This window comes from Janthinobacterium sp. BJB426, assembly GCF_002735705.1.
In the GTDB taxonomy this organism is placed as follows: domain Bacteria; phylum Pseudomonadota; class Gammaproteobacteria; order Burkholderiales; family Burkholderiaceae_D; genus Janthinobacterium.
Window position 1 is genome coordinate 321,975 of sequence record NZ_PDZL01000001.1, and the last position, 19,376, is coordinate 341,350.

13 protein-coding genes and 1 tRNA gene are annotated in these 19,376 nt (G+C 61.3%); 2 read left to right on the forward strand and 12 right to left on the reverse strand.

Annotated elements, in window-relative coordinates; all coding sequences use genetic code 11:
* The 4 genes from CSQ93_RS01450 to CSQ93_RS01465 all read right to left on the reverse strand — a co-directional run bounded on the left by CSQ93_RS01450 (position 1) and on the right by CSQ93_RS01465 (position 5,599).
* Positions 1-1,062, reverse strand: a complete 1,062-nt coding sequence (locus CSQ93_RS01450; RefSeq protein WP_099376412.1) for a radical SAM protein — start codon at positions 1,060-1,062, stop codon at positions 1-3.
* 406 nt (positions 1,063-1,468) lie between these two features.
* Positions 1,469-1,555, reverse strand: a tRNA-Leu gene (locus CSQ93_RS01455).
* Positions 1,556-1,645: 90 nt separating this feature from the next.
* Positions 1,646-2,962 carry an enoyl ACP reductase FabMG family protein gene (locus CSQ93_RS01460; protein WP_099376413.1) on the reverse strand — a complete coding sequence of 439 codons (1,317 nt, stop codon included), beginning with the start codon at positions 2,960-2,962 and terminating at the stop codon, positions 1,646-1,648.
* A gap of 273 nt (positions 2,963-3,235) precedes the next feature.
* Positions 3,236-5,599 (reverse strand): DNA polymerase II, encoded by a 2,364-nt coding sequence (locus CSQ93_RS01465; protein ID WP_099376414.1) that lies wholly within the window; start codon positions 5,597-5,599, stop codon positions 3,236-3,238.
* 133 nt (positions 5,600-5,732) lie between these two features.
* Between CSQ93_RS01465 and CSQ93_RS01470 the strand changes: the two genes are divergently transcribed.
* Entirely contained in the window at positions 5,733-7,412 is a 1,680-nt protein-coding gene (locus CSQ93_RS01470) for an AMP-binding protein (RefSeq protein ID WP_099376415.1), read from the forward strand.
* Positions 7,413-7,486: 74 nt separating this feature from the next.
* Here the strand turns inward: CSQ93_RS01470 and CSQ93_RS01475 are convergent, their stop codons facing one another.
* From CSQ93_RS01475 to hutC, 8 genes are all read right to left on the reverse strand, one after another.
* Positions 7,487-8,467 (reverse strand): choice-of-anchor A family protein, encoded by a 981-nt coding sequence (locus CSQ93_RS01475; RefSeq protein WP_099376416.1) that lies wholly within the window; start codon positions 8,465-8,467, stop codon positions 7,487-7,489.
* Between the two features lie 198 nt (positions 8,468-8,665).
* Positions 8,666-10,390, reverse strand: coding sequence for an ArnT family glycosyltransferase (locus CSQ93_RS01480; protein ID WP_099376417.1), 1,725 nt, complete (start codon positions 10,388-10,390; stop codon positions 8,666-8,668).
* A gap of 152 nt (positions 10,391-10,542) precedes the next feature.
* Positions 10,543-10,812: a type B 50S ribosomal protein L31 gene (locus CSQ93_RS01485; protein ID WP_034746247.1), complete on the reverse strand. Its 270-nt coding sequence runs from the start codon at positions 10,810-10,812 to the stop codon at positions 10,543-10,545.
* Between the two features lie 227 nt (positions 10,813-11,039).
* Positions 11,040-12,302 (reverse strand): transcription termination factor Rho, encoded by a 1,263-nt coding sequence (gene rho, locus CSQ93_RS01490; protein ID WP_034746249.1) that lies wholly within the window; start codon positions 12,300-12,302, stop codon positions 11,040-11,042.
* Between the two features lie 155 nt (positions 12,303-12,457).
* Positions 12,458-12,784: a thioredoxin TrxA gene (trxA, locus tag CSQ93_RS01495; RefSeq protein ID WP_034780502.1), complete on the reverse strand. Its 327-nt coding sequence runs from the start codon at positions 12,782-12,784 to the stop codon at positions 12,458-12,460.
* Between the two features lie 302 nt (positions 12,785-13,086).
* Positions 13,087-13,545, reverse strand: a complete 459-nt coding sequence (locus CSQ93_RS01500) for a response regulator (RefSeq protein WP_099376684.1) — start codon at positions 13,543-13,545, stop codon at positions 13,087-13,089.
* A 70-nt stretch (positions 13,546-13,615) separates the two neighbouring features.
* Positions 13,616-16,939 (reverse strand): PAS domain-containing hybrid sensor histidine kinase/response regulator, encoded by a 3,324-nt coding sequence (locus CSQ93_RS01505; RefSeq protein ID WP_099376685.1) that lies wholly within the window; start codon positions 16,937-16,939, stop codon positions 13,616-13,618.
* A 452-nt stretch (positions 16,940-17,391) separates the two neighbouring features.
* Positions 17,392-18,111, reverse strand: coding sequence for a histidine utilization repressor (gene hutC / locus CSQ93_RS01510; protein WP_077408630.1), 720 nt, complete (start codon positions 18,109-18,111; stop codon positions 17,392-17,394).
* A 179-nt stretch (positions 18,112-18,290) separates the two neighbouring features.
* Here hutC and ada point away from each other — a divergent pair, with 179 nt between their 5' ends.
* Positions 18,291-19,346, forward strand: a complete 1,056-nt coding sequence (gene ada / locus CSQ93_RS01515) for a bifunctional DNA-binding transcriptional regulator/O6-methylguanine-DNA methyltransferase Ada (protein WP_099376418.1) — start codon at positions 18,291-18,293, stop codon at positions 19,344-19,346.
* Positions 19,347-19,376: the final 30 nt, after the last annotated feature.

Below are 19,376 nucleotides of genomic sequence, written 5' to 3' on the forward strand. Positions count from 1 at the left end.
TTACAGGCGTGCCGTGGCCGATTGGTCGGCGTTCAAAAACAGCTTGGCCCAGATTTCCCTGACTTCCAGCCATTTGGCGAGTTCGTCCGGTTTTCTGACGGCCTCGCGGATGCGTGACAGATAGGTCGATTGTCCCATGGCATAAGCGCGGCAGTTGCTGCAATCGATATTCGAACTGCAGCACTTGCCCTTGCCCGGTTGATGGTCGACATGGACATGTACTTGCTTGGTGACGCGGAAACCGCAGTTTTTGGCGATCTTGGTGACGGGATCGATGTCATAGAGCTTGTCGCCCGTGACCCAGTCGTCATAGTGGAGTGAATACTGCACCGTTTCCGGATAGGCCAGCATGGCGCGCACAATTTCCGCGCGCGCCTGGGAAAAATCCGCCTGCGTCAGGGCCAGGCTTTGCGTGGCACTGCTGATGCGGAAGTACGCCTTGTCGTTATCGACCTTGTTTTCCAACTTGTCGAGATAGCGGGTCGTCGGGCTGAAATAGCTGAAGGTGAGCGGCAATCCATGACTGTTGGCAAGCTCTGCCATGACCATGATCTGCTTGATATTTAGTGACGTGATGGTAAACACGCAGACGGCACGCGGGTCGTCGCGGTAATTGTTCATGGCCTTGGTCAGCACGTCGCCGGCGCGCAATGAACTACCGATTTCATCGACACCCCAGGATGAGATATGAATGCGATAAAAGATATCGTCCGGCAAGCGTATCGTGCCATTGGTAAATACGATGCCATGCGGGATGTATTTTTGCGCCGCGCGCAGCCGGTCGGGCACCAGGCTCGGCTCCGCGCCTGCCATGTAGGCCAACGTGACACCACGCGCCGCATCGGCGGCAAACAGGGCATCCCATTCGGCAAGCGAACGGCTATCTTCGTGTCCTTCGTTTTCCTCGCCCTCGAAGAACAGGCAGCCCTCGCAGCGCAAATTGCATTTGGACGCCACGTCATAGTTGGCCGCCTTGATGTTACCCAGTCGTGCATTGAGCTCACGAAAATAGGCAAAGTCATTTTGCTTCGTGTAGGACGCAAGTTCAGATAGGGAATTCATAAGCACCGGAAGGTAAGATCGAAAAATTTATGGACATTCAACAATGCATCCTGTGCGGCGAGGCATGGCGGCGGCTTGCGTGCCCAAGCGGGAGCCGTAAAGTGGGCGACTGCCTGAGGCGCTAGTATGCCGCTTGCACAAGTAAAATGAAATATTATCTTTAAAGTAATTTACTTTCCCACCACATATTTTTATTGCAATGCAAGATTTTCTTGACAGCATGAAATATCCCATTTCTGTCGTTTGCAGGGCCTGCGCGGCCGGTGGTGCAGCGCGTGACTAGCAAGTCGGGTGCATACGGTGCGCATTTGACACGGAGGGGGCAGCGAAAGTGCGGAAAATCAGGCGAAAAAAAACCACCCGATCCTGAGGATGAGTGGTTGTTTTCCAGTACTGCGATGTCTGGTGGTGCCGGGAGCCGGAATCGAACCGGCACGCTGTTTCCAGCGCGGGATTTTGAGTCCCGTGCGTCTACCTATTCCGCCATCCCGGCAACGCGAGACGCATTATCACTGATTTATCGTGATCCGGCAAGTTTTTCGCTTTACATACTGTTTAGCGCATTTGCCGGGCGTCGTGCGATTCAGTTATGCACGGAGTTCAGCTGACGCGCGATGATATCGTGGTTGAGCCAGACGACCGGTGCTTGCGGTTCCGACATGGCGTGGAACATCAGCGGGCCCGTGCCTTCCAGTACCAAGGAACTCAGGTGGTCGGTGATCAGTTCCTTGCGATCCTTGTGCAGCTTGGTGATGTCGTCCGAGGTGCCGATCATGACGTCGGCCAGCTCTGGCGTGTTGTCCATCGGCCAGGCGGCGAAGTTGCGGAACTGTACGCTGGTGGCGTCGCCGTTGTAGGCGGCGATACGGTCGAGCAAGTCTTGCAACGAGACGCCGTCTTCCAGCAAGCCCTGGCAGGTTTTCCATTGCTCTTCGGCCCAGGCTGCGCCGCCTTCTTTTTTCAGCGCGTCGAGCAGGGGGAACAGCGACAGTTCCACGCCGACGAAAATGTCGGACGAGTTCGTGCGGATTTCCGGGCAATTGAAGACGGTGGCCTTGATGCCTCTGTCCCACGCGGCCTTGGCCACGTTTTCCAGGCGCATCTTGGCCAGGCCCTGGGTGTAGTTGCTGTAGGTTTGCCACTGGTACTTGCCGTCGATCAAGATCTCGGTGCCGTGGTAGCCGTAGGCGCTGTAGCGCACCTGGCCGCCCGTTTGCTCGATGCGGGCGCGGATGGCGGCGCTGCCTTCGATCAGGTGCTGCAGGGTGTTGGCCGTGACTTCGTCGAAGTTCATCAGGATCAGCTTGCCCAGGTCGCTGTCGAGCAGGGCGCGCGAGGACATGAAGCGCTCGCCGCGGCCTTTATAGATGCGGTTGGCGATGGCCAGGAAGACTTTGACTTTCGGAATGCCACCAGCCATGGTGTGGGCGAAATACACGTTGCTGCCGTCAGGAATCAGGCTGTCCAGCTCGGCCATGGCTTTTGCCACGGAAGCGCTGAAGCGGGCGATGCCGGCTTCGCGGCAGCGTTCGATCTGCGCCCAGTCCAGCTTGTCTTCCTGCCAGCTTTTCAGGGTCATGTCGGCCAGCAGGGCCGTCGGCGTCGGTTCGCCGGCTGGCGCGTCGAGGTCGAAACCGGCCATCAGCGGCACATTGATGATGCGGCCGCCCAGGTTGGCTTCGGCTTCGGCCAGCTCTTCCGCGTTCAGCGGGCGCAGCGCCATGTTTTCATCGCGGCGGCCGACCGTCATGCCGACGATATTCATGCCCGCCTTGCGCGCTTCGTCCAGCAAGCCATTCACATAGCCGCGGCCGAACAGCTCGCCGAACAGCACAAAGGTGTCGCCCTTGCGGAAGATATTTTTTTGCGGGATGTCTCTTAAGGACGTGATCTCGGTCATGGTATCAATTCATTCAAAAAATAGCAGGGGAGGCGCATACCGCACAGCCTGCTGGTTCAACATAGTGATAAATTATGCGCCCTTTCAGTGGCGACAATCATCTTGCGAACGATTCTCGTCTGGAGCGGCATCTTCTTCTTTGGAACAGCTCTTATTCTTTCGCCATGGCGTATTTTACGCTGCCACGGCGCACAGCGCCCGTGGACAGGGTCAGATAAGCCCGGCAGGCGCCGATATTACCCCAGCTTGGCCATGCCGGTCAGCAAAATTGATCTAAAACAAATCCTGCTGGCCGGACACAAGCCGTGAAAAATCATCGCCCAGGAAGGGCAGGATCGCGTCGGCCACCGGTTGCAGCTGGCGCGTCAGGTAGTGGTGGTAGTCGATGGGCGAGCGCTGCGTTTCCAGCGGCTCCGGCCCCGCCACCGTGATGACATAGCTGATCCAGCCGCCATTCTGGTATTGCAGCGGACGGCCTTGCACCAGGTTGTAGGCGTCGGCCGTGCGCGCCGCGCGCACATGGGGCGGCACGTTGCGCTGGTAATCGTCGAGCGGACGGCGCAAGCGCTTGCGGTAGACCAACAAGGCATCGAATTCGCCGTGCACGGTGCGCGCCACATAGTCGCGCACATAGTCCTGGTAGGCGGCGCGCTGGAAGATGCGCAGATACAAGGCTTGCTGGAATTGCTGCGCCAGCGGCGTCCAGTCACTGCGTACGGTTTCCAGGCCCTTGTAGACCATCTGTTCGCTGCCGTCGGGCTTGCCCACGAGGCCCGCGTAGCGTTTCTTGCTGCCTTCCTCCGAGCCGCGGATGGTGGGCATCAGGAAGCGCCGGTAATGCGTCTCGAATTCCAGCTCCAGCGCATTTTCCAGGCCGAACTCCTCGCGCAGATGCTGGTTCCACCAGGCGTTCACGTGCGCCACCAGGGCGCGGCCGATCTTGCCCGCCTCTTCGTCCGTATGCGCCGTTTTTAGCCATACGAAGGTGGAATCCGTGTCGCCATAGATCACCTGGTAGCCCTGCTCGGTGATCAGTTCGCGCGTGCGGTGCATGATGTCGTGGCCGCGCAAGGTGATCGACGAGGCCAGGCGCGGGTCGAAGAAGCGGCAGCCGCTGGAGCCCAGCACGCCGTAGAACGCGTTCATGATGATCTTTAACGCTTGCGACAGCGGCGCGTTGCGCTCGCGCTTGGCCGTCTCGCGCCCCTGCCACACCTGTTCCACGATGGCCGGCAGGCAATGTTTCACACGCGAAAACTGCGCGCCCCGGTAGCCGGGCACGGTATCGGCTTCGTCGCCGCTGGTGCCCACCACAAGCCCCACGGGGTCGATGAGGAAAGTGCGGATGATGGATGGATACAGGCTTTTGTAGTCGAGCACGAGCACGGAATCGTACAAGCCCGACTGCGAATCCATGACGAAGCCGCCCGGGCTGTTTTCGCCGGAAATATCGCCCAGGTTGGGCGCCACGTAACCCTGCCGGTGCATCAGCGGCAAGTACAGGTGTTCGAACGCGGCCACGGACCCGCCGCTGCGGTCGGCCGCCAGACCCGTCACGCTGGCCCGTTCCAGCAAGAAGGTCAGCAGCTCGGTCTTGGCAAAGATGCGCGTGACCAGTTCGCAATCCTTGAGGTTGTAGCGGGCCAGCGCGGGTTTGTCTTCGCGGAAACGCCGGTCGATCTCGGCCATGCGCTGGTAGGGATTGTCGATGGACTTGCCTTCGCCCAGCAAGGTCTGCGCCACGTTTTCCAGGCTGAACGAGGAAAAATTCCACGTCGCCGATTTCAAGGCTTCGATGCCGTCGATGATCAGACGGCCCGCCGCGGCCGCAAAATAGTGTTCTTGCTTGCCGCCATGTTCGCGCCATTCCATCACGGCGCCGCCGCGTCCCAGCTTCAACGGTACTTGATAGCGTTCGGCATGTTCCTTGAGCACGCGCAAGTCGAACTGCACTAGGTTCCAGCCGATGATGGCATCCGGATCGTGGCGCTCCATCCACGTATTCAGGCGTTCGAGGATCTGTGCGCGGCTGTCGCAGTATTCGAGGTCGAAATCCAAGGCGTCATCGCCACCGTTTGGCGGCCCCAGCATGTACACCTGGCGCTGGCCGCAGCCTTCCAGCGCCAGCGAATACAGCTCGCCATGCGCCGTCGTCTCGATATCGAGCGACACCAGTTGTAATGTGGGGCGATAGCCGGGTGCAGGTTTCAGCTGCACTTCCTGCAGTGTTTCTCCGCTGAACGTCACCGGCGCCGTGATGAAACGCTCCATCAGGTAGCGCTCGGGCGGGCGGATGTCGGCTTCGTAGACGTCGACGCCGTGGGCGCGCAGTTGCTTTTCCAGCTTCAGCAAATGCCGGTATTGCTTGCAGTACAGCCCCAGCACGGGGCGATGGTGGAAATCGCACAGCGACAGGGGACGCAGCTCCGCATGGCGCTCGCCGCGCAGCAGCTGTTGCGCCTGTTCCTGTTGCTCCATGGGAAGGAAGGCGACGGCCGTCTGCACGGGCAGGCGCACGTGGCGGGGGCCGGCATCCGTTGCCAGCCAGAAATCGACTTCCGTGCCGTCGCGCGTGTCGCGCCAGTGGCGGGTCAGGATGAAGCCCTGTTCGAGCGGGTGCTGCGTGGTGCCTGTCATGGTGCCGTGAGTGTCTGGTGTACTGGCCTGCACATTACAGCAAGCTGACCCAGGGCGGGGGCGGTTGCGGCTATAATTTTCTGCATCGAAGACGATAACAAGAGCGCGTCGCGCCACACACCCTGGAGACAGCATGCAAGCAATGAGTTATGTACATGGCGCCCACGAGACGCCGTTGATCGGCGAAACGATAGGCGCCTACCTGGACGGCATCGCCGCCCGCTACGGCCAGCACGACGCCCTGATCGTCGCGCACCAGAACGTGCGCTGGACGTATCGTGAATTCCAGCAACGCGTGCACCGCCTGGCCGCCGGCTTGCTGAAACTGGGCTTGCAGCCGGGCGACCGGGTCGGCATCTGGTCGCAAAACTGCGCCGAATGGGTGCTGACGCAGTTCGCCACGGCGAAAGCCGGTTTGATCATGGTCAACATCAACCCCGCCTACCGGCGCTCCGAACTCGAATACGTGCTCGACAAGGTGCAATGCAGCGCGCTGATCCTGTCGCCCAGCTTCAAGTCCAGCGATTACCTGGCCATCGTGCAAGACGTGGTGCCGGAAATCGCCCGTTCGCGCGCGGGCGCCCTGCAGTCGCCGCGCCTGCCGCAATTGCGCCACGTCATCCGCCTGGGTGCGGCCGCCACGCCAGGCATGCACCACTTCGACGCCCTGATGGATGGCATTGCCGATACCGACCTGGCGCATCTGGCCGAAGTGAGCGCTACCTTGCAGTTTGACGACGCCGTCAACATTCAGTTCACGTCCGGCACCACGGGCGCGCCGAAAGGCGCCACCTTGACGCATCACAATATCCTGAATAACGGTTTCTTCATCGGCGAAGCCATGCGCCTCACCGAACAGGACCGCTTGTGCATCCCCGTGCCCCTGTACCACTGCTTCGGCATGGTGCTGGGCAACCTGGCCTGCGTCACGCATGGTGCGGCCATGGTGTTTCCCGGCGAAGGCTTCGATCCGAAAGCCGTGCTGGAAACCGTGCAGGCCGAACGCTGCACGGGGCTGCACGGCGTGCCGACCATGTTCATCGCCATCCTCGACCATCCTGACTTCAAGCAATACGATCTGTCCCAGTTGCGCACCGGTATCATGGCCGGTTCGCCATGCCCGATGGAAGTCATGACGCGGGTCATCGAATTGATGCACATGGCGGAAATCACGATTGCGTATGGCATGACGGAAACGTCGCCCGTCAGCTTCCAGACGGCGATCGAGGATCCGCGCGAAATGCGCGTGTCGTCCATCGGCCGTGTCCACCCGCACCTGGAAGTGAAAGTCATCGATGCGGAAGGGCGCATCGTGCCGCGCGGCGAGAAGGGCGAATTGCTCACGCGCGGCTATTCCGTGATGCAGGGCTACTGGGGCGACCCGGAAAAGACCAGCGAAGCCATCGATGCGGCGCGCTGGATGCACACGGGCGACCTGGCCGTCATCGACGCCAACGGTTTTTGCAGCATCGTCGGCCGCTCGAAAGACATGGTGATACGCGGCGGCGAAAACATCTATCCGCGCGAAGTCGAGGAATTCCTGTACCGCCACCCGAGCGTGCTCGACGTGCAATGCGTGGGCGTGCCCGATGCCAAATATGGCGAAGAGTTGTGCGCCTGTATCATCCTGCGTCCTGGCACGCAGGCCACCAGCGACGACATCCGCGCCTTTTGCGATGGGCAGATCGCCTATTACAAGATTCCCCGCTATGTGCGTTTCGTCGAAGAATTCCCCATGACGGTGACGGGCAAGATCCAGAAATACCTGTTGCGCAAGCAGGTGGCGACGGATCTGGGCTTGAGCGTGGAATAAATTTTTCGTCAGCCCATAAAAAAACACCGGGACGCTCGCGCGGCCCGGTGTCTTGCATTAATTCAGCGTAAAGCTTAAGCCATCGCGACTTGTGGTGCGCGCGCTGGCGTGCGGCGGCGCACGAAGGCGAGCAGGCCCAGGCCGGCCAGCAGCATGGCGTAGGTACCTGGTTCCGGCACGGCCGAGACGCTGACCGTGTTGAAGCCTGCGCCGTTCATCGAGACATGGCCATAATTGACCGAGCTGACCGAATTGGCGATCAACGTGCCGTTCATGCTGCCCGAACCGGAAAACGCGCTGTTCGGTGCCAGGATGCTGCCGTTGATGCCGACGTTGTTCAGGTTGGTGGTGGTGGCATTGGCGAAGTTGAGCAGCGTACGGTCGGCGAAGCTGCCAAAATTGTCGAAGCCGCCGCTCATGGTGATGTTGGTGGCCGTGCCATTGATGATGATGCTGGCCGTGCTTTTCAGCGACGATACGTCCAGGGTCAGGTTATGCAGGTCGTTCGCCGCGATGGTGAAGACGTTGACGTCGGCGTTGACATCGCCGACCAGCTTGAAGCCGCCGTATTGCGAGATCACGGTGCCGTTCGATTGCAGCTTGGCCACATCGCCCGACAGTGTCGTCAGTTGCTGCTGGGCAGCTGCGAAGTCCAGGGTGGAAGCATTGCCCTTGCTGAAGGTGCCCGTTGGGTACCACGATGGCGCCGTTACGCTGCCGTTGGCATTGCTCACGCCATACACGCCCGTACCGTTGATGGTGCCGCTACCGATGTTCAGGTTGTTACCTGCGACCAAGGTGTTGACGGCGCTGCCCGGCTTCTTGTTCGAGCCGACGCTGTAGCTGTCCAGGTAGATATTGCCGCCAGCAGCCAGGCTGCCGCCGACGCTGGTGAAGCCACTGGCGTTGCTGCTGCCGATGTTGCCGAAGATAAAGGCCGAGTAGCCGTTGGCGACGCCGAGGTCAATCACGGTCGCCTGGGCCGAGGCGCTGAAGGAGAAGGCGAACAGGGCGGCGCTGATGAGCGGCAAGGTGCGGGCAGTAAATAATTTCATGGACAATCTCATGGTGAATGGGGGGACGAATAGGGCGGGAAAGCAAGACACCGCCATCGCGCAAGCCATCATTATAATCTAAAAAACAATTCTAGTTCAATTTATATAATTAACTATATTTAAAAGCAACACTTTTGCCGCTTTCGAAGTTTGCTTTGCGGGTAAGAAAAAACCGGGACAGGCCCGGTTTTTCGTGTGTTACCTGACGCGCTGGTACAGGCGGAAGCGTTCCACGTCATCCGTGGGACGGCGCCCTTCCCACAGCTTGATCCAGTCCGCCCCGTGGTGCTCGGGCAGCTGCTCCTTGCTGTCAGGCACCTTGATGCTGTCTTGCAACAGGAACACATCGCATTGCTGCTGCCCCACCTTGGCAAACGGCAAGTGGCCGAAGTAGGCGAACGAGGCGCGCTGAGCGGCGCCGACGTTGCTGTTGATGCACTTGCTGCCTGGCGGCAGGTGGATGGAAATCTGGTGCGCCACGCTGGCGTAGCTCTTGCTGTAGTTCAGCGGCGGCAGGAACAAGGTCATGATCAGCACCCAGATCAGGATCAGGCCGCCGGACGACAGCACCACGGCGCGCCACAGCACGGCCGGCTGGCGCGAGATGCGCCAGTGCACCAGCGCCACCCAGCCTGCGCTGGCGCAGGCGGCCACGAAAAAGGCCAGCAAGTCCAGCTCGGGCTTGAAGCCTGGCATCAGTTTCAGGGCATTGTGCGACAGTTTTGGCGGCCAGCCCGTCAGGATGGCGAACCAGAACAGCCACAGCGCGAGGGCGCAGATGGTCAGCACCATCACGGAGAACCAGTCGATGGCGTTGATGGCGCCCCGTTTCATCGTCAGCAGGCCGAACGCGGCCATCACGGCCAGCGGCGGCAGCAGCGGCAGCAGCTGGCTCGGGTCGGGATCGGGATGGCACAGGCCCAGGATGGCCAGCATGGCAACAAAGGTCAGCGGCACGACGATGTGCAGCACGTGGTGCTGACGGCGCCAGGCATACACGGCCCAGGCGGCGAACGGCCACGCGGGCCAGAAGAACCAGATGCCGACACGCAAGAAATACTGCACGCTTTTCAGGCTTGGGGCGCTGAACTGGCGGCAATTCCATTCCATCCACGCTTGCAGCGGCGAGTGGCCGTACGGCCGCAGCCATTCGCCCGGCAGCAGCCAGACGAGGGTCAGCGCGACGCCGATCAATATGGCCAGCGCCAGGTGGCGTATGCTGCGCAGCAAGGGCAGGCGCAGGAAGATGGTGCACAGCAGCAAGGCGATGCTCAGTGCCGCCGGCGTGATCCAGCCGCGCGCCAGGGTCAGGCCGCCCATCGCCAGGCCCAGCAGGGCCGCATTGCGCACGGACGGGCCTTCCATGTAGCGCACGGCGCGGTACAGCAGATAGGCCATCAGGGACACGTACAGCGCTTCGGCCGTGATGTCGTGGCTGTGCTGCAGCAGGCCCAGGCAACCCAGGTAGATGAGCACGGCGGCATCGGCCAGGGTGCGGCCGAAGTCGTCCGGCTCGGGCTGGCCGCCGAAGGCCAGGCGCAAAGGCTGGGCATCGTTGCGGCGGCCCAGGTTGAAGGCGGTGTACCAGACGGACAGGGTGCTGACGACGAAGATGCCGATGGTCGACATGCGCGCGCCAAACACGTCGCCGTCAATCCAGCCGAACAGCTTGATGAAAATGGCGCCCAGCCAGAAGGCCAGCGGGCCTTCATCGGGCAGCGACAGGCCGGCCACGTTGGGCCACAGCCAGTCGTTCAGGCCGCCATGCGCCATGGTCCACATGATGCCGAAACTGGCGGCATCATCGTTCTTCCACGGTTCGCGGCCGATCAGGCCAGGCAGGATGTACAGCAGGCCAAGCGCAAACAAGGCCCATCGTGGCAGCGCGAGTGTGGCAGCGGCAGGAAGGCGGACTGGCTTCATCGATAATCGGTATCAGAATAGTGGCAAGACGCGACGAATGGCGTCGGGTATGCGCGAGTATAAAGTAAAGCGGCCAAAGACAAAAAAGGCAGCCGTAGCTGCCTTTTCTCTGGTAGCCGAAGCTGCCCTTTTTTGCCGCAAAGCGGCAAAAATCAGCCTGCTGCGACTGCGGTTTTCGAACCAACCGAACCGAACTTCTGACGGAACTTCTCGACGCGACCAGCGGTATCGACGATTTTGTGCTTGCCCGTGAAGAATGGGTGCGATTCAGCCGAAACCTCGATCTTCACCAGTGGGTATTCTTTACCGTCGTGGGTGATTTTTTCGCGGGTTTGGATGGTCGAGCGGGTGACGAATTTGAAATCGCACGACAGATCGTGGAAAACAACTTCGCGGTATTCTGGATGGGTATCGACTTTCATGGTCTTCTCTCTAGTTTGGTAGCCAAACAGCACTTCGTCGGTCGTCCTGCTTCTTGACCCGATTGCCGATCACTTGCCAGGGTTTAAAATAATGCAACCGTCGATTATATAGCGCTTTCGGGCAGACGGCAATAAAAAAGCCGCTCAATGAGCGGCTTTGCGGGATGATCCGCGGACGGCTGGGGTCAGACGGGGTCGCCTAGACCCGTCGGGTCTGACCCCAAAAATCAGCCGCCGCGTCTCATCATATCGAAAAACTCTGCGTTGTTCTTCGTTGCCTTCATCTTGTCCAGAATGAACTCCATCGCCTCGATCTCGTCCATCGAATACAGCAACTTGCGCAAAATCCAGATTTTTTGCAGCTCGTTCGGCTTGATCAGCAGTTCTTCGCGGCGCGTACCCGATTTGTTCAGGTTGATTGCCGGGTAGACACGTTTTTCAGCCAGGCGGCGTTCCAGATGCACTTCCATGTTGCCGGTACCCTTGAATTCTTCAAAGATCACGTCATCCATGCGCGAACCCGTTTCGATCAGCGCCGTGGCGATGATGGTCAGCGAGCCGCCTTCTTCGATATTGCGCGCGGCGCCGAAGAAGCGTTTTGGACGTTGCAGCGCGTTCGCGTCGACACCACCGGTCAGGACCTTGCCAGAGGCAGGGATAACGGTGTTGTAGGCGCGTGCCAGACGGGTGATTGAGTCGAGCAGGATGACCACGTCTTTTTTCATTTCGACCAGGCGCTTGGCTTTTTCCAGCACCATCTCGGCCACTTGCACGTGGCGCGTGGCCGGTTCGTCGAAGGTCGAGGCGACGACTTCGCCGCGCACGGAGCGTTGCATTTCGGTAACTTCTTCCGGACGTTCGTCGATCAGCAGCACGATCAGGGTGATGTCCGGGTGGTTGGCCGTGATCGCATGCGCGATGTGCTGCAGGATCACGGATTTACCGGATTTCGGCGATGCCACCAGCAAGCCGCGCTGGCCTTTGCCGATCGGGGCGATCAGGTCGATGATGCGGCCGGTGATGTTTTCCTGGCCATTCATTTCACGTTCCAGGCGCAGCGGCTCGTTCGGGTGCAGCGGCGTCAGGTTTTCAAACAGGATGCGGTGTTTCGACATCTCCGGCGATTCGCCGTTGACCTTGTCGACTTTGACCAATGCGAAATAGCGTTCGCCATCTTTCGGGGTCCGTACCTCGCCTTCGATCGAATCGCCGGTGTGCAGATTGAAGCGGCGGATTTGCGAAGGGGAGATGTAAATGTCGTCGGTGGACGCCATGTAGCTGGCGTCGGGCGAGCGCAGGAAGCCGAAGCCGTCAGGCAGCACTTCCAGGGCGCCGTCGCCAAAAATCTGTTCGCCGGACTTGGCGCGTTTTTTCAGGATAGCGAACATCAGCTCCTGTTTGCGCAAGCGGGCTGCGTTGTCAATGTCAAGACCGATCGCCATCTCAAGCAGGGCGGATACGTGTAGGGCCTTTAGTTCGGATAAATGCATATGTGTTGAGTGTCCCGAGACGGGATGTAAAGGTAGGGGAGGGGACTGCGTGGCGTTGATTAATTATTGGGGAAGGCTGTGCACGAATGAGGCAAAGCCGCTTCCCGGTCGTTCCAGTCAGGCGGCGCTGCGGGCGCAGCGCTGCCTATCATACATTAAATGTTGCTGTCGACGAAAGCGGTCAACTGGCCCTTGGCCATGGCGCCCACTTTTTGAGCAGCCGCAACACCATCCTTGAACAGGATCAGGGTCGGGATGCCGCGGATGCCGAACTTGGCAGGCACTGCCTGGTTGGCGTCCACGTCCATCTTGGCGATCTGGATGCGGCCGGCGTATTCCTTGGCCACTTCTTCCAGGATCGGGGCGATGGCCTTGCAGGGACCGCACCATTCTGCCCAGAAGTCGACCAGTACTGGCAACTCGGATTTCAGGACGTCTGCTTCAAAAGATGCATCGCTAATGTGTTTGATATTTTCGCTCATATTTTCCTCAAATGAGGGTGGGATCAATAATGCCTGGAATTAACCATACGCTGGTTCGCCATCCATGCTTCCTGGAATGCAGTGAGAAGATGGGGACAATGGGCACGACTTCAATGTCTTGGAAGGTGCGACCAGAGGTATGCAGGCGGGGATGGCTGAAATAATAACCCATTTTTTCAAAGCGTGGCGATTATTGCAGAAAAACTTGAGGCATATCGTCCCCATGCGTGCCGGCAGGGCGGCAAAGCCGCATGCCTGCTGGCCTGCAGCGCCGTGTCCGCCCTCCCGTCCGGCCTGCGCGCTCAGGCTTGTACGCTGGCCTGACGCGCCGTGTGCTGCAGTTGCAAGTTCACCATCAGCTGCAATTCCGCGCTTTCCATCGGCTTGCGGAAGGTGCCCAATATATGCAGGCCGTTGGCCATGGCCAGACGTTCGGCCGCCAGGCGCACGGCCGAATGCAGGCCCGACAACAGGACCACGCCGCCGCGGAAGCCGTTTTCCGCCGCCATGCGCAAAAATTCGATGCCGTCGATGTCAGGCATGGACAGGTCGCAGATCAGCAGGTCGGGCTGGTGTTGCTTCAGGGTCGACAGCGCCTGTTCGCTGTGCGATTCGCAGCGGATGTCGAACTGGCCCATCTGTTCGAGCATGTCGCTGAGCACGTCGAGCATGAAAACGTCGTCGTCCAGCAGCAGCACGCGCAATGGCGCCAGGCCTGCTTCGTTGTGTTCCCGGCTTGCTTGGTTTGATACAGTGTTCATCGTCATGTCTTTCTGTTGATATGCATCGCTGTCGATGCCGATACCTTGCCGCAACCCAATTTGGCGATAGCTAATCGTCATTGGCAAAGCTGGTGTTATTCATGATTTGTTCGGTAATCTGTTCCAGCAGGGGCCACAGGCGCGTGACGATGTGCCGTGCCCGCTCTGCTTCGTCGTCCGGTTCGCCCGGCGCCAGGGTTTCCAGGTTGTGGCACAGCTCGGCCAGCCCCAGGGCGCCCACGGTGCGCGCCGACGACTTGATGCGGTGCCCCAGTTCGCGCACCTGGTGCACGTCGCCGCGCGCCAGGGCCGCATCGATGTCGCCAAAGCCATCCTGCGTGGTCTGCAGGAACTTGAAGGCGAACTTGCGCACTTTTTCCGGGTTGTAGCCCAGCAATTTGGCCAGGATGGACAGGTCGATCACTTGCGGGTCGCCTGCCAAGGTGGTCTTGAAGGCGGGCGCGGCGCGGCTGCGCGCCGGTGGCGGCGGCGTTTCGTGCGCCGGCAGCCAGCTGGCGATGGTCTGGTACATCATGGCTGGCTGGATGGGCTTGGAAATGAAATCGTCCATGCCCGCCTCCAGGCAGCGCACGCGGTCTTCGCTGGTGGCCGTGGCCGTCATGGCCAGCACGCGCAGGTGCGCCAGCTGCGGGTCGGCGCGGATGTGGCGCGTTGCCTGCAAGCCATCCATCAGCGGCATCTGCACGTCCATCAGCACGCAGTCGAACTGGGTCTGGCGCAGCAGGTCGAGCGCTTCTTCGCCATTGTTGGCCAGGCAGACGGAGGCGCCCGCTTCCTCCAGCAATTCCAGCGCCACTTGCTGGTTGAACGTATTGTCTTCCACCAGCAGGATGCGCGCATGCTTGAGCGTGCGCATCACCAGGGCCGCGTCGGCGCTGGCGCGCATGGCGGCCGCCGTCTGCACCATGCTGTCGAGCATGGCGGGCGCGGCCTGGTCGGAAATGCCCAGGTTGGCCGTGAACCAGAAGGTGCTGCCGGCGCCGGGACGGCTGTCGACGCCCACGTCGCCGCCCATCAGCTGCGCCAGCTGCTTGCAGATGGCCAGGCCCAGGCCCGTGCCGCCATATTCGCGCGTGGTGGAGGTGTCGGCTTGCTGGAAGGACTGGAAGAGTTTGCTCATTTCATCCTGCGACAGGCCGATGCCGTGGTCGCACACTTCAAAGCGCACCAGGCAGTGTTTCGCGTCCGCCACCACCCTGCGCACTTTCACGGTAATGCTGCCCTGTTCGCTGAACTTGATGGCGTTATTGGCGTAGTTGATCAGCACTTGCCCCAGGCGCAGCGGGTCGCCCACCAGCACGGCGGGCAATTGCGGGTCGATCTCGAACAGCAGTTCCAGGTTCTTGCCGGCGGCGCGCGGCGCCACCACCGTCATCAGGGTTTGCACGACGTGGTCGAAACTGAAGTTGACGTGCTCGATTTCCAGCTTGCCCGCCTCGATTTTCGAGATGTCGAGAATATCGTCGATGATGCCCAGCAAGTGCTCGCCGGCAAAGCGGATTTTTTCCAGGTAGTCGCGCTGGCGCGGCTCCAGGTCCGTCTTCAGGGCCAGATAGGCCATGCCGATCACGCCATTCATCGGCGTGCGGATTTCATGGCTCATGTTGGCCAGGAATTGTCCCTTCGCCAGGCTCGCTTCTTCGGCCACCTGCTTGGCCTGGTCCAGCTGCTCCGTGCGCTGCGCCACGCGCTCTTCCAAATGTTCATTGAGCTCGCGCAAGGCGCTCTCGCTGCGCTTGTGATACGTGATGTCCGTCAGGCTGGCCACCACCATGCCCACCTTGCCATATTCATCGCGGATGGCCTCGGTATTCACGGATAGCCACGACAGGCTGCCGTCGGGCTGCTGCACACCCATCAGCACGTCGCGCATGGCTTCGCCCGTCGACAGGGTGATATGCACGGGATGGCTGCGCTGGTCGAAGGCGGAGCCGTCTTCGCGGATGGCTTGCCACAGGCTGTTGCCGGCCGGACTGGCCGCCAGCATGCGCTCGGCGGCGGCATTGCTTTCCAGGATGTGGCCGTGGCTGTCCTGCACCACCAGGCCATTCGTCACGGCGCCGAACACGGAGGCCATGCGCTGGCTCGAGTTCGACAGCGCGATCGACGCCTGGCGCCGTTCGGTGATGTCGGTGATCATCGCCAGGGTGCCGCCCGGTTCGCCATTGTCCGACTGGATGCTGGTGCTCGACAGCAAGCCCCACAGGCTGGACTGATCCTTGCGGAAGAAGCGGAAATCGACCTGGTCCGGCTGGCTGGCGAAGCTGCCGTGGCTGGCCAGGCGGCGCTGCATCAGCAGCTGGCTGTCGCGGTCCATGAAGTCGAGCAGGGGACGGCCCAGCATTTCCTGCACCGTGTAGCCCAGCATGTGCGCCATCTTCGGGTTGACGAACGTGGTCTTGCCGCTCGCATCCGTCATCCAGATGCCTTCGGCGGCCGTCTGCACGATCAGGCGGTAGCGTTCCGAACTGGCGTGCAGCGCTTCCTCGGCGCGTTGCCGTTGCGTCATGTCGCGCAGCGAGACGATGGAAAACACTTGCCCTGCCATGCGCAGCGGCGACAGGCTGACCTTGGCGGGGAAGTGCGTGCCGTCGCGGCGGCGCGCCATCATTACCCGGCCTGGCAGGCTGTGCCGCCCTTGCGGATCGCTCACGGAGTGGCTGGTCGTGCTTTCCGGTACCAATTGCTCCAGCGACATGCCAATCAATTCGGCCAGCGGATAGCCGAAACAGCGCGCGCCGATCTGGTTGGCGTAATGCACCTTGCCCTCGACATCGGCCACCAGCATGGCTTCGGGCGCCGCTTCCAGCATCGAGCGCATGCGCGATTGCTCGTCCTGCTTGCGTTCGCTGATATCGCAGACGATGCCGCTGGCCTGCGTGGCGGCGCCATCCGAGGCGCGCGACAGGACGGCACCGCGCGCCAGCAGCCAGCGCCAGTGGCCGTCGCTGTGGCGCAAACGGAATTCGCAATTGAAGGTGCCGGGTGTCTGGCCCTCCAGATGCTGGCGAAAGGCAAGGCTCAGGCGCGCGCGGTCGTCGCGGTGGACTTCGGCCAGCCAGTCGGCCAGTGCATGGTCGAGCCTGGCATGCTTGTCGCCCAGGACGTCCTGGTACTGGGGCGCGAACTGCAGCCGGTCGGACTGGCGCCGCCAGGTCCAGCCGGCCATGGTGGCGCCGCGCAAGGCTTGCACGGCATCCTGTTCGGCCTGGGCCTGCGCGGGTTGGGGTTGGCGGTGCAACTGCTGGCGCAAGCGCCAGGCTTGCCAGCAAGCCAGTCCCGCCAGGGCGGTGGCGCTGGCGGCAGCATACGGCCACAGCAATGCCGGCGCCATGCCGTGCGCCGCCGCCTGCACCGGTAGCGAAAGCACCATGCCTGCCGCCAGCATCGTACGCGCGAGCCGGCGCAGCGCAGGGCGCCGTGGGCGTGGTGCGCCGAAACTCGTATGGCTGCAATACGACAAATGCATCCCTTTCTGGGGCGTGATTGGACTAGGCTGGCAGTACATGAGGCGCGCTCAAATAAACGCCTGCGGCGCTTTCTGGCGGCAACTATAGCATCGAATATTTACTCGGAGTATTTAAGTTCAGAAACGGCCAAAACGGGATTTTTTTCGCCCAGAAATGGCTGTTTTTTTCGCGATTTGGTGAGAATTCGTGAGAAAGTTTGCGCGAAATCGTGCTACGGAATCCAGCGATCTGTAGAACACCTGATAAAACCGTAGCGAGTGGCAGCGATTTGTGGCCGAGACGCGCAGCTGTGCTGAAGCACAGCGAGCATCACAGGCCGCAAAGCGCGACGCGCAGTAGGTTTTTCCAGGTGTTCTTAGGTAAAGCTGCCGGCGAACTGATAGCGGTGTCCGGGATGCCACATGGTGGCGATCGAGGCGATCTTGCCGCCCGAGCGCGTCTGGCGGCGCAGCACCAGGCAAGGCTGTTTGGTGTCGATGGCCAGCATTTCGGCGATGTCGCGCGGCGCCGATAGCGCTTCGATGCTGTAGGTGGCGCCTTGCAGGGGCGCGGCGGCCATCAGGTATTCGTTCGGCGTAATGCTGGAAAAATCCTGCGTCATGTAGTCGGGCGCGCATTCGGGATTGACCCAGCGGTCTTCCACCTGGATCGGCACGCCGTTTTCAAAATGCACGATCAGCGAATGAAACAGCGGGTGTTCCGGCGGCAGGCCGAATTGCTTGGCCAGCAGGTCGGACGCCTTGGTACGTTCCAGCAATTGCAAGCTGCTGCGGTGGATATGTCCGCGCGCCCGCACTTCATCGGCGATACTCTTGATTTCCAACAAGGTCGCCTGGTATTTTTGCTGCGCCACGTAGGTGCCGGAACCCTGGCGTCGCGTCAACACTTGCTCGCTGGTCAGTTCGCGCACGGCACGGTTGACCGTCATGCGCGAGACGCCGAATTGCTTTACCAATGCTTGCTCGGAGGGAATCACGTCGCCTTCCTTCCAGCGTCCGGCGGCGATGCCGGCCAGCAGAAAATCCTTGATGCGCTGGAAAATGGGCGTATTTTCTTGTGTAGTGTGGTCGTCCAATGCGGTTTCTCCGGGGCACGGGCAGGGCGCGCCGCCGGCTGGAGGCGCGATGGCCGATTTTAGCACCGAGCACGATGCCTGCCGCCAGCCTTTTTGAATTCAAAAGCAAGCGCCGGAGTGTGGCGCGCATGGGCGCTGGTTATGCTGGTGACTTGTTATGGACTTGTACGGAGTTTGCCATGGAACACGCTTACCTGACCGACGATGAACGCTGGGATGCCCTGCAGCGGCGCGCGCCCGACGCTGACGGCGTCTTTTACTATTCGGTGCGCACGACGGGCGTGTATTGCCGGCCATCCTGCGCCGCGCGTCCCGCCTTGCGCCGCAACGTGGCTTTCCACGCCAGTTGCGAGCAGGCGGAAGCGGCCGGCTTTCGCCCCTGCCTGCGTTGCAAGCCGAACCTGCCGCCGCTGGCCCAGCGCCAGGCGGCCATCGTGGCCGATATCTGCCGTTTGATCGACGCCAGCGACGAGCTGCCTGACCTGGACAGCCTTGCCAGGGCCGCCGGCATGAGCCGCTTTCACTTTCACCGCGTCTTCAAGGCGCACACGGGCATCACGCCGAAAGCGTACGCGGCGGCGCGGCGCGGCGAGCGCCTGAAGGCTGGCTTGCAGGGCGCGGGCAACGTCACGGAAACGCTATATGCGTCCGGCTTCAATTCCAGCGGCCGCCTGTATGCCGCCACGCCGGGCTTGCTGGGCATGACGCCGGGCGCCTTTCGCGCCGGCGGCAGCGGCGCCGTGATCCGCTTTGCCATCGGCGCCTGCTCGCTGGGTGCCATCCTCGTGGCCAGCACGGACAAGGGCATTTGCGCGATTCTGATCGATGACGACCCGGAAGTGCTGCTGCGCGACTTGCAGGACCGTTTTCCGCAAGCCGAGCTGCGCGGTGCCGAGCCCGAGTATGAACAGACGGTGGCGCAAGTGGTGGGCCTGGTCGAGGCGCCCGCTATCGGCCTGGACTTGCCGCTCGACGTGCGTGGCACGGTGTTCCAGCAGCGCGTGTGGCAAGCCTTGCGCGAGATTCCCGCCGGCAGCACGGTCAGCTATGCCGAGCTGGCGCGGCGCATCGGCGCCCCGCAAGGCGCGCGCGCCGTGGCCGGCGCCTGCGCGGCGAACGCGCTGGCCGTCGCCATTCCCTGCCACCGCGTGGTGCGCAACGATGGCGCGCTGTCCGGCTACCGCTGGGGCGTGGAACGCAAGCAGGCGCTGCTGGAACGCGAGGGCGAACGGTGAGGGCGCTGGACTGGCGGCAGATCGAGGATG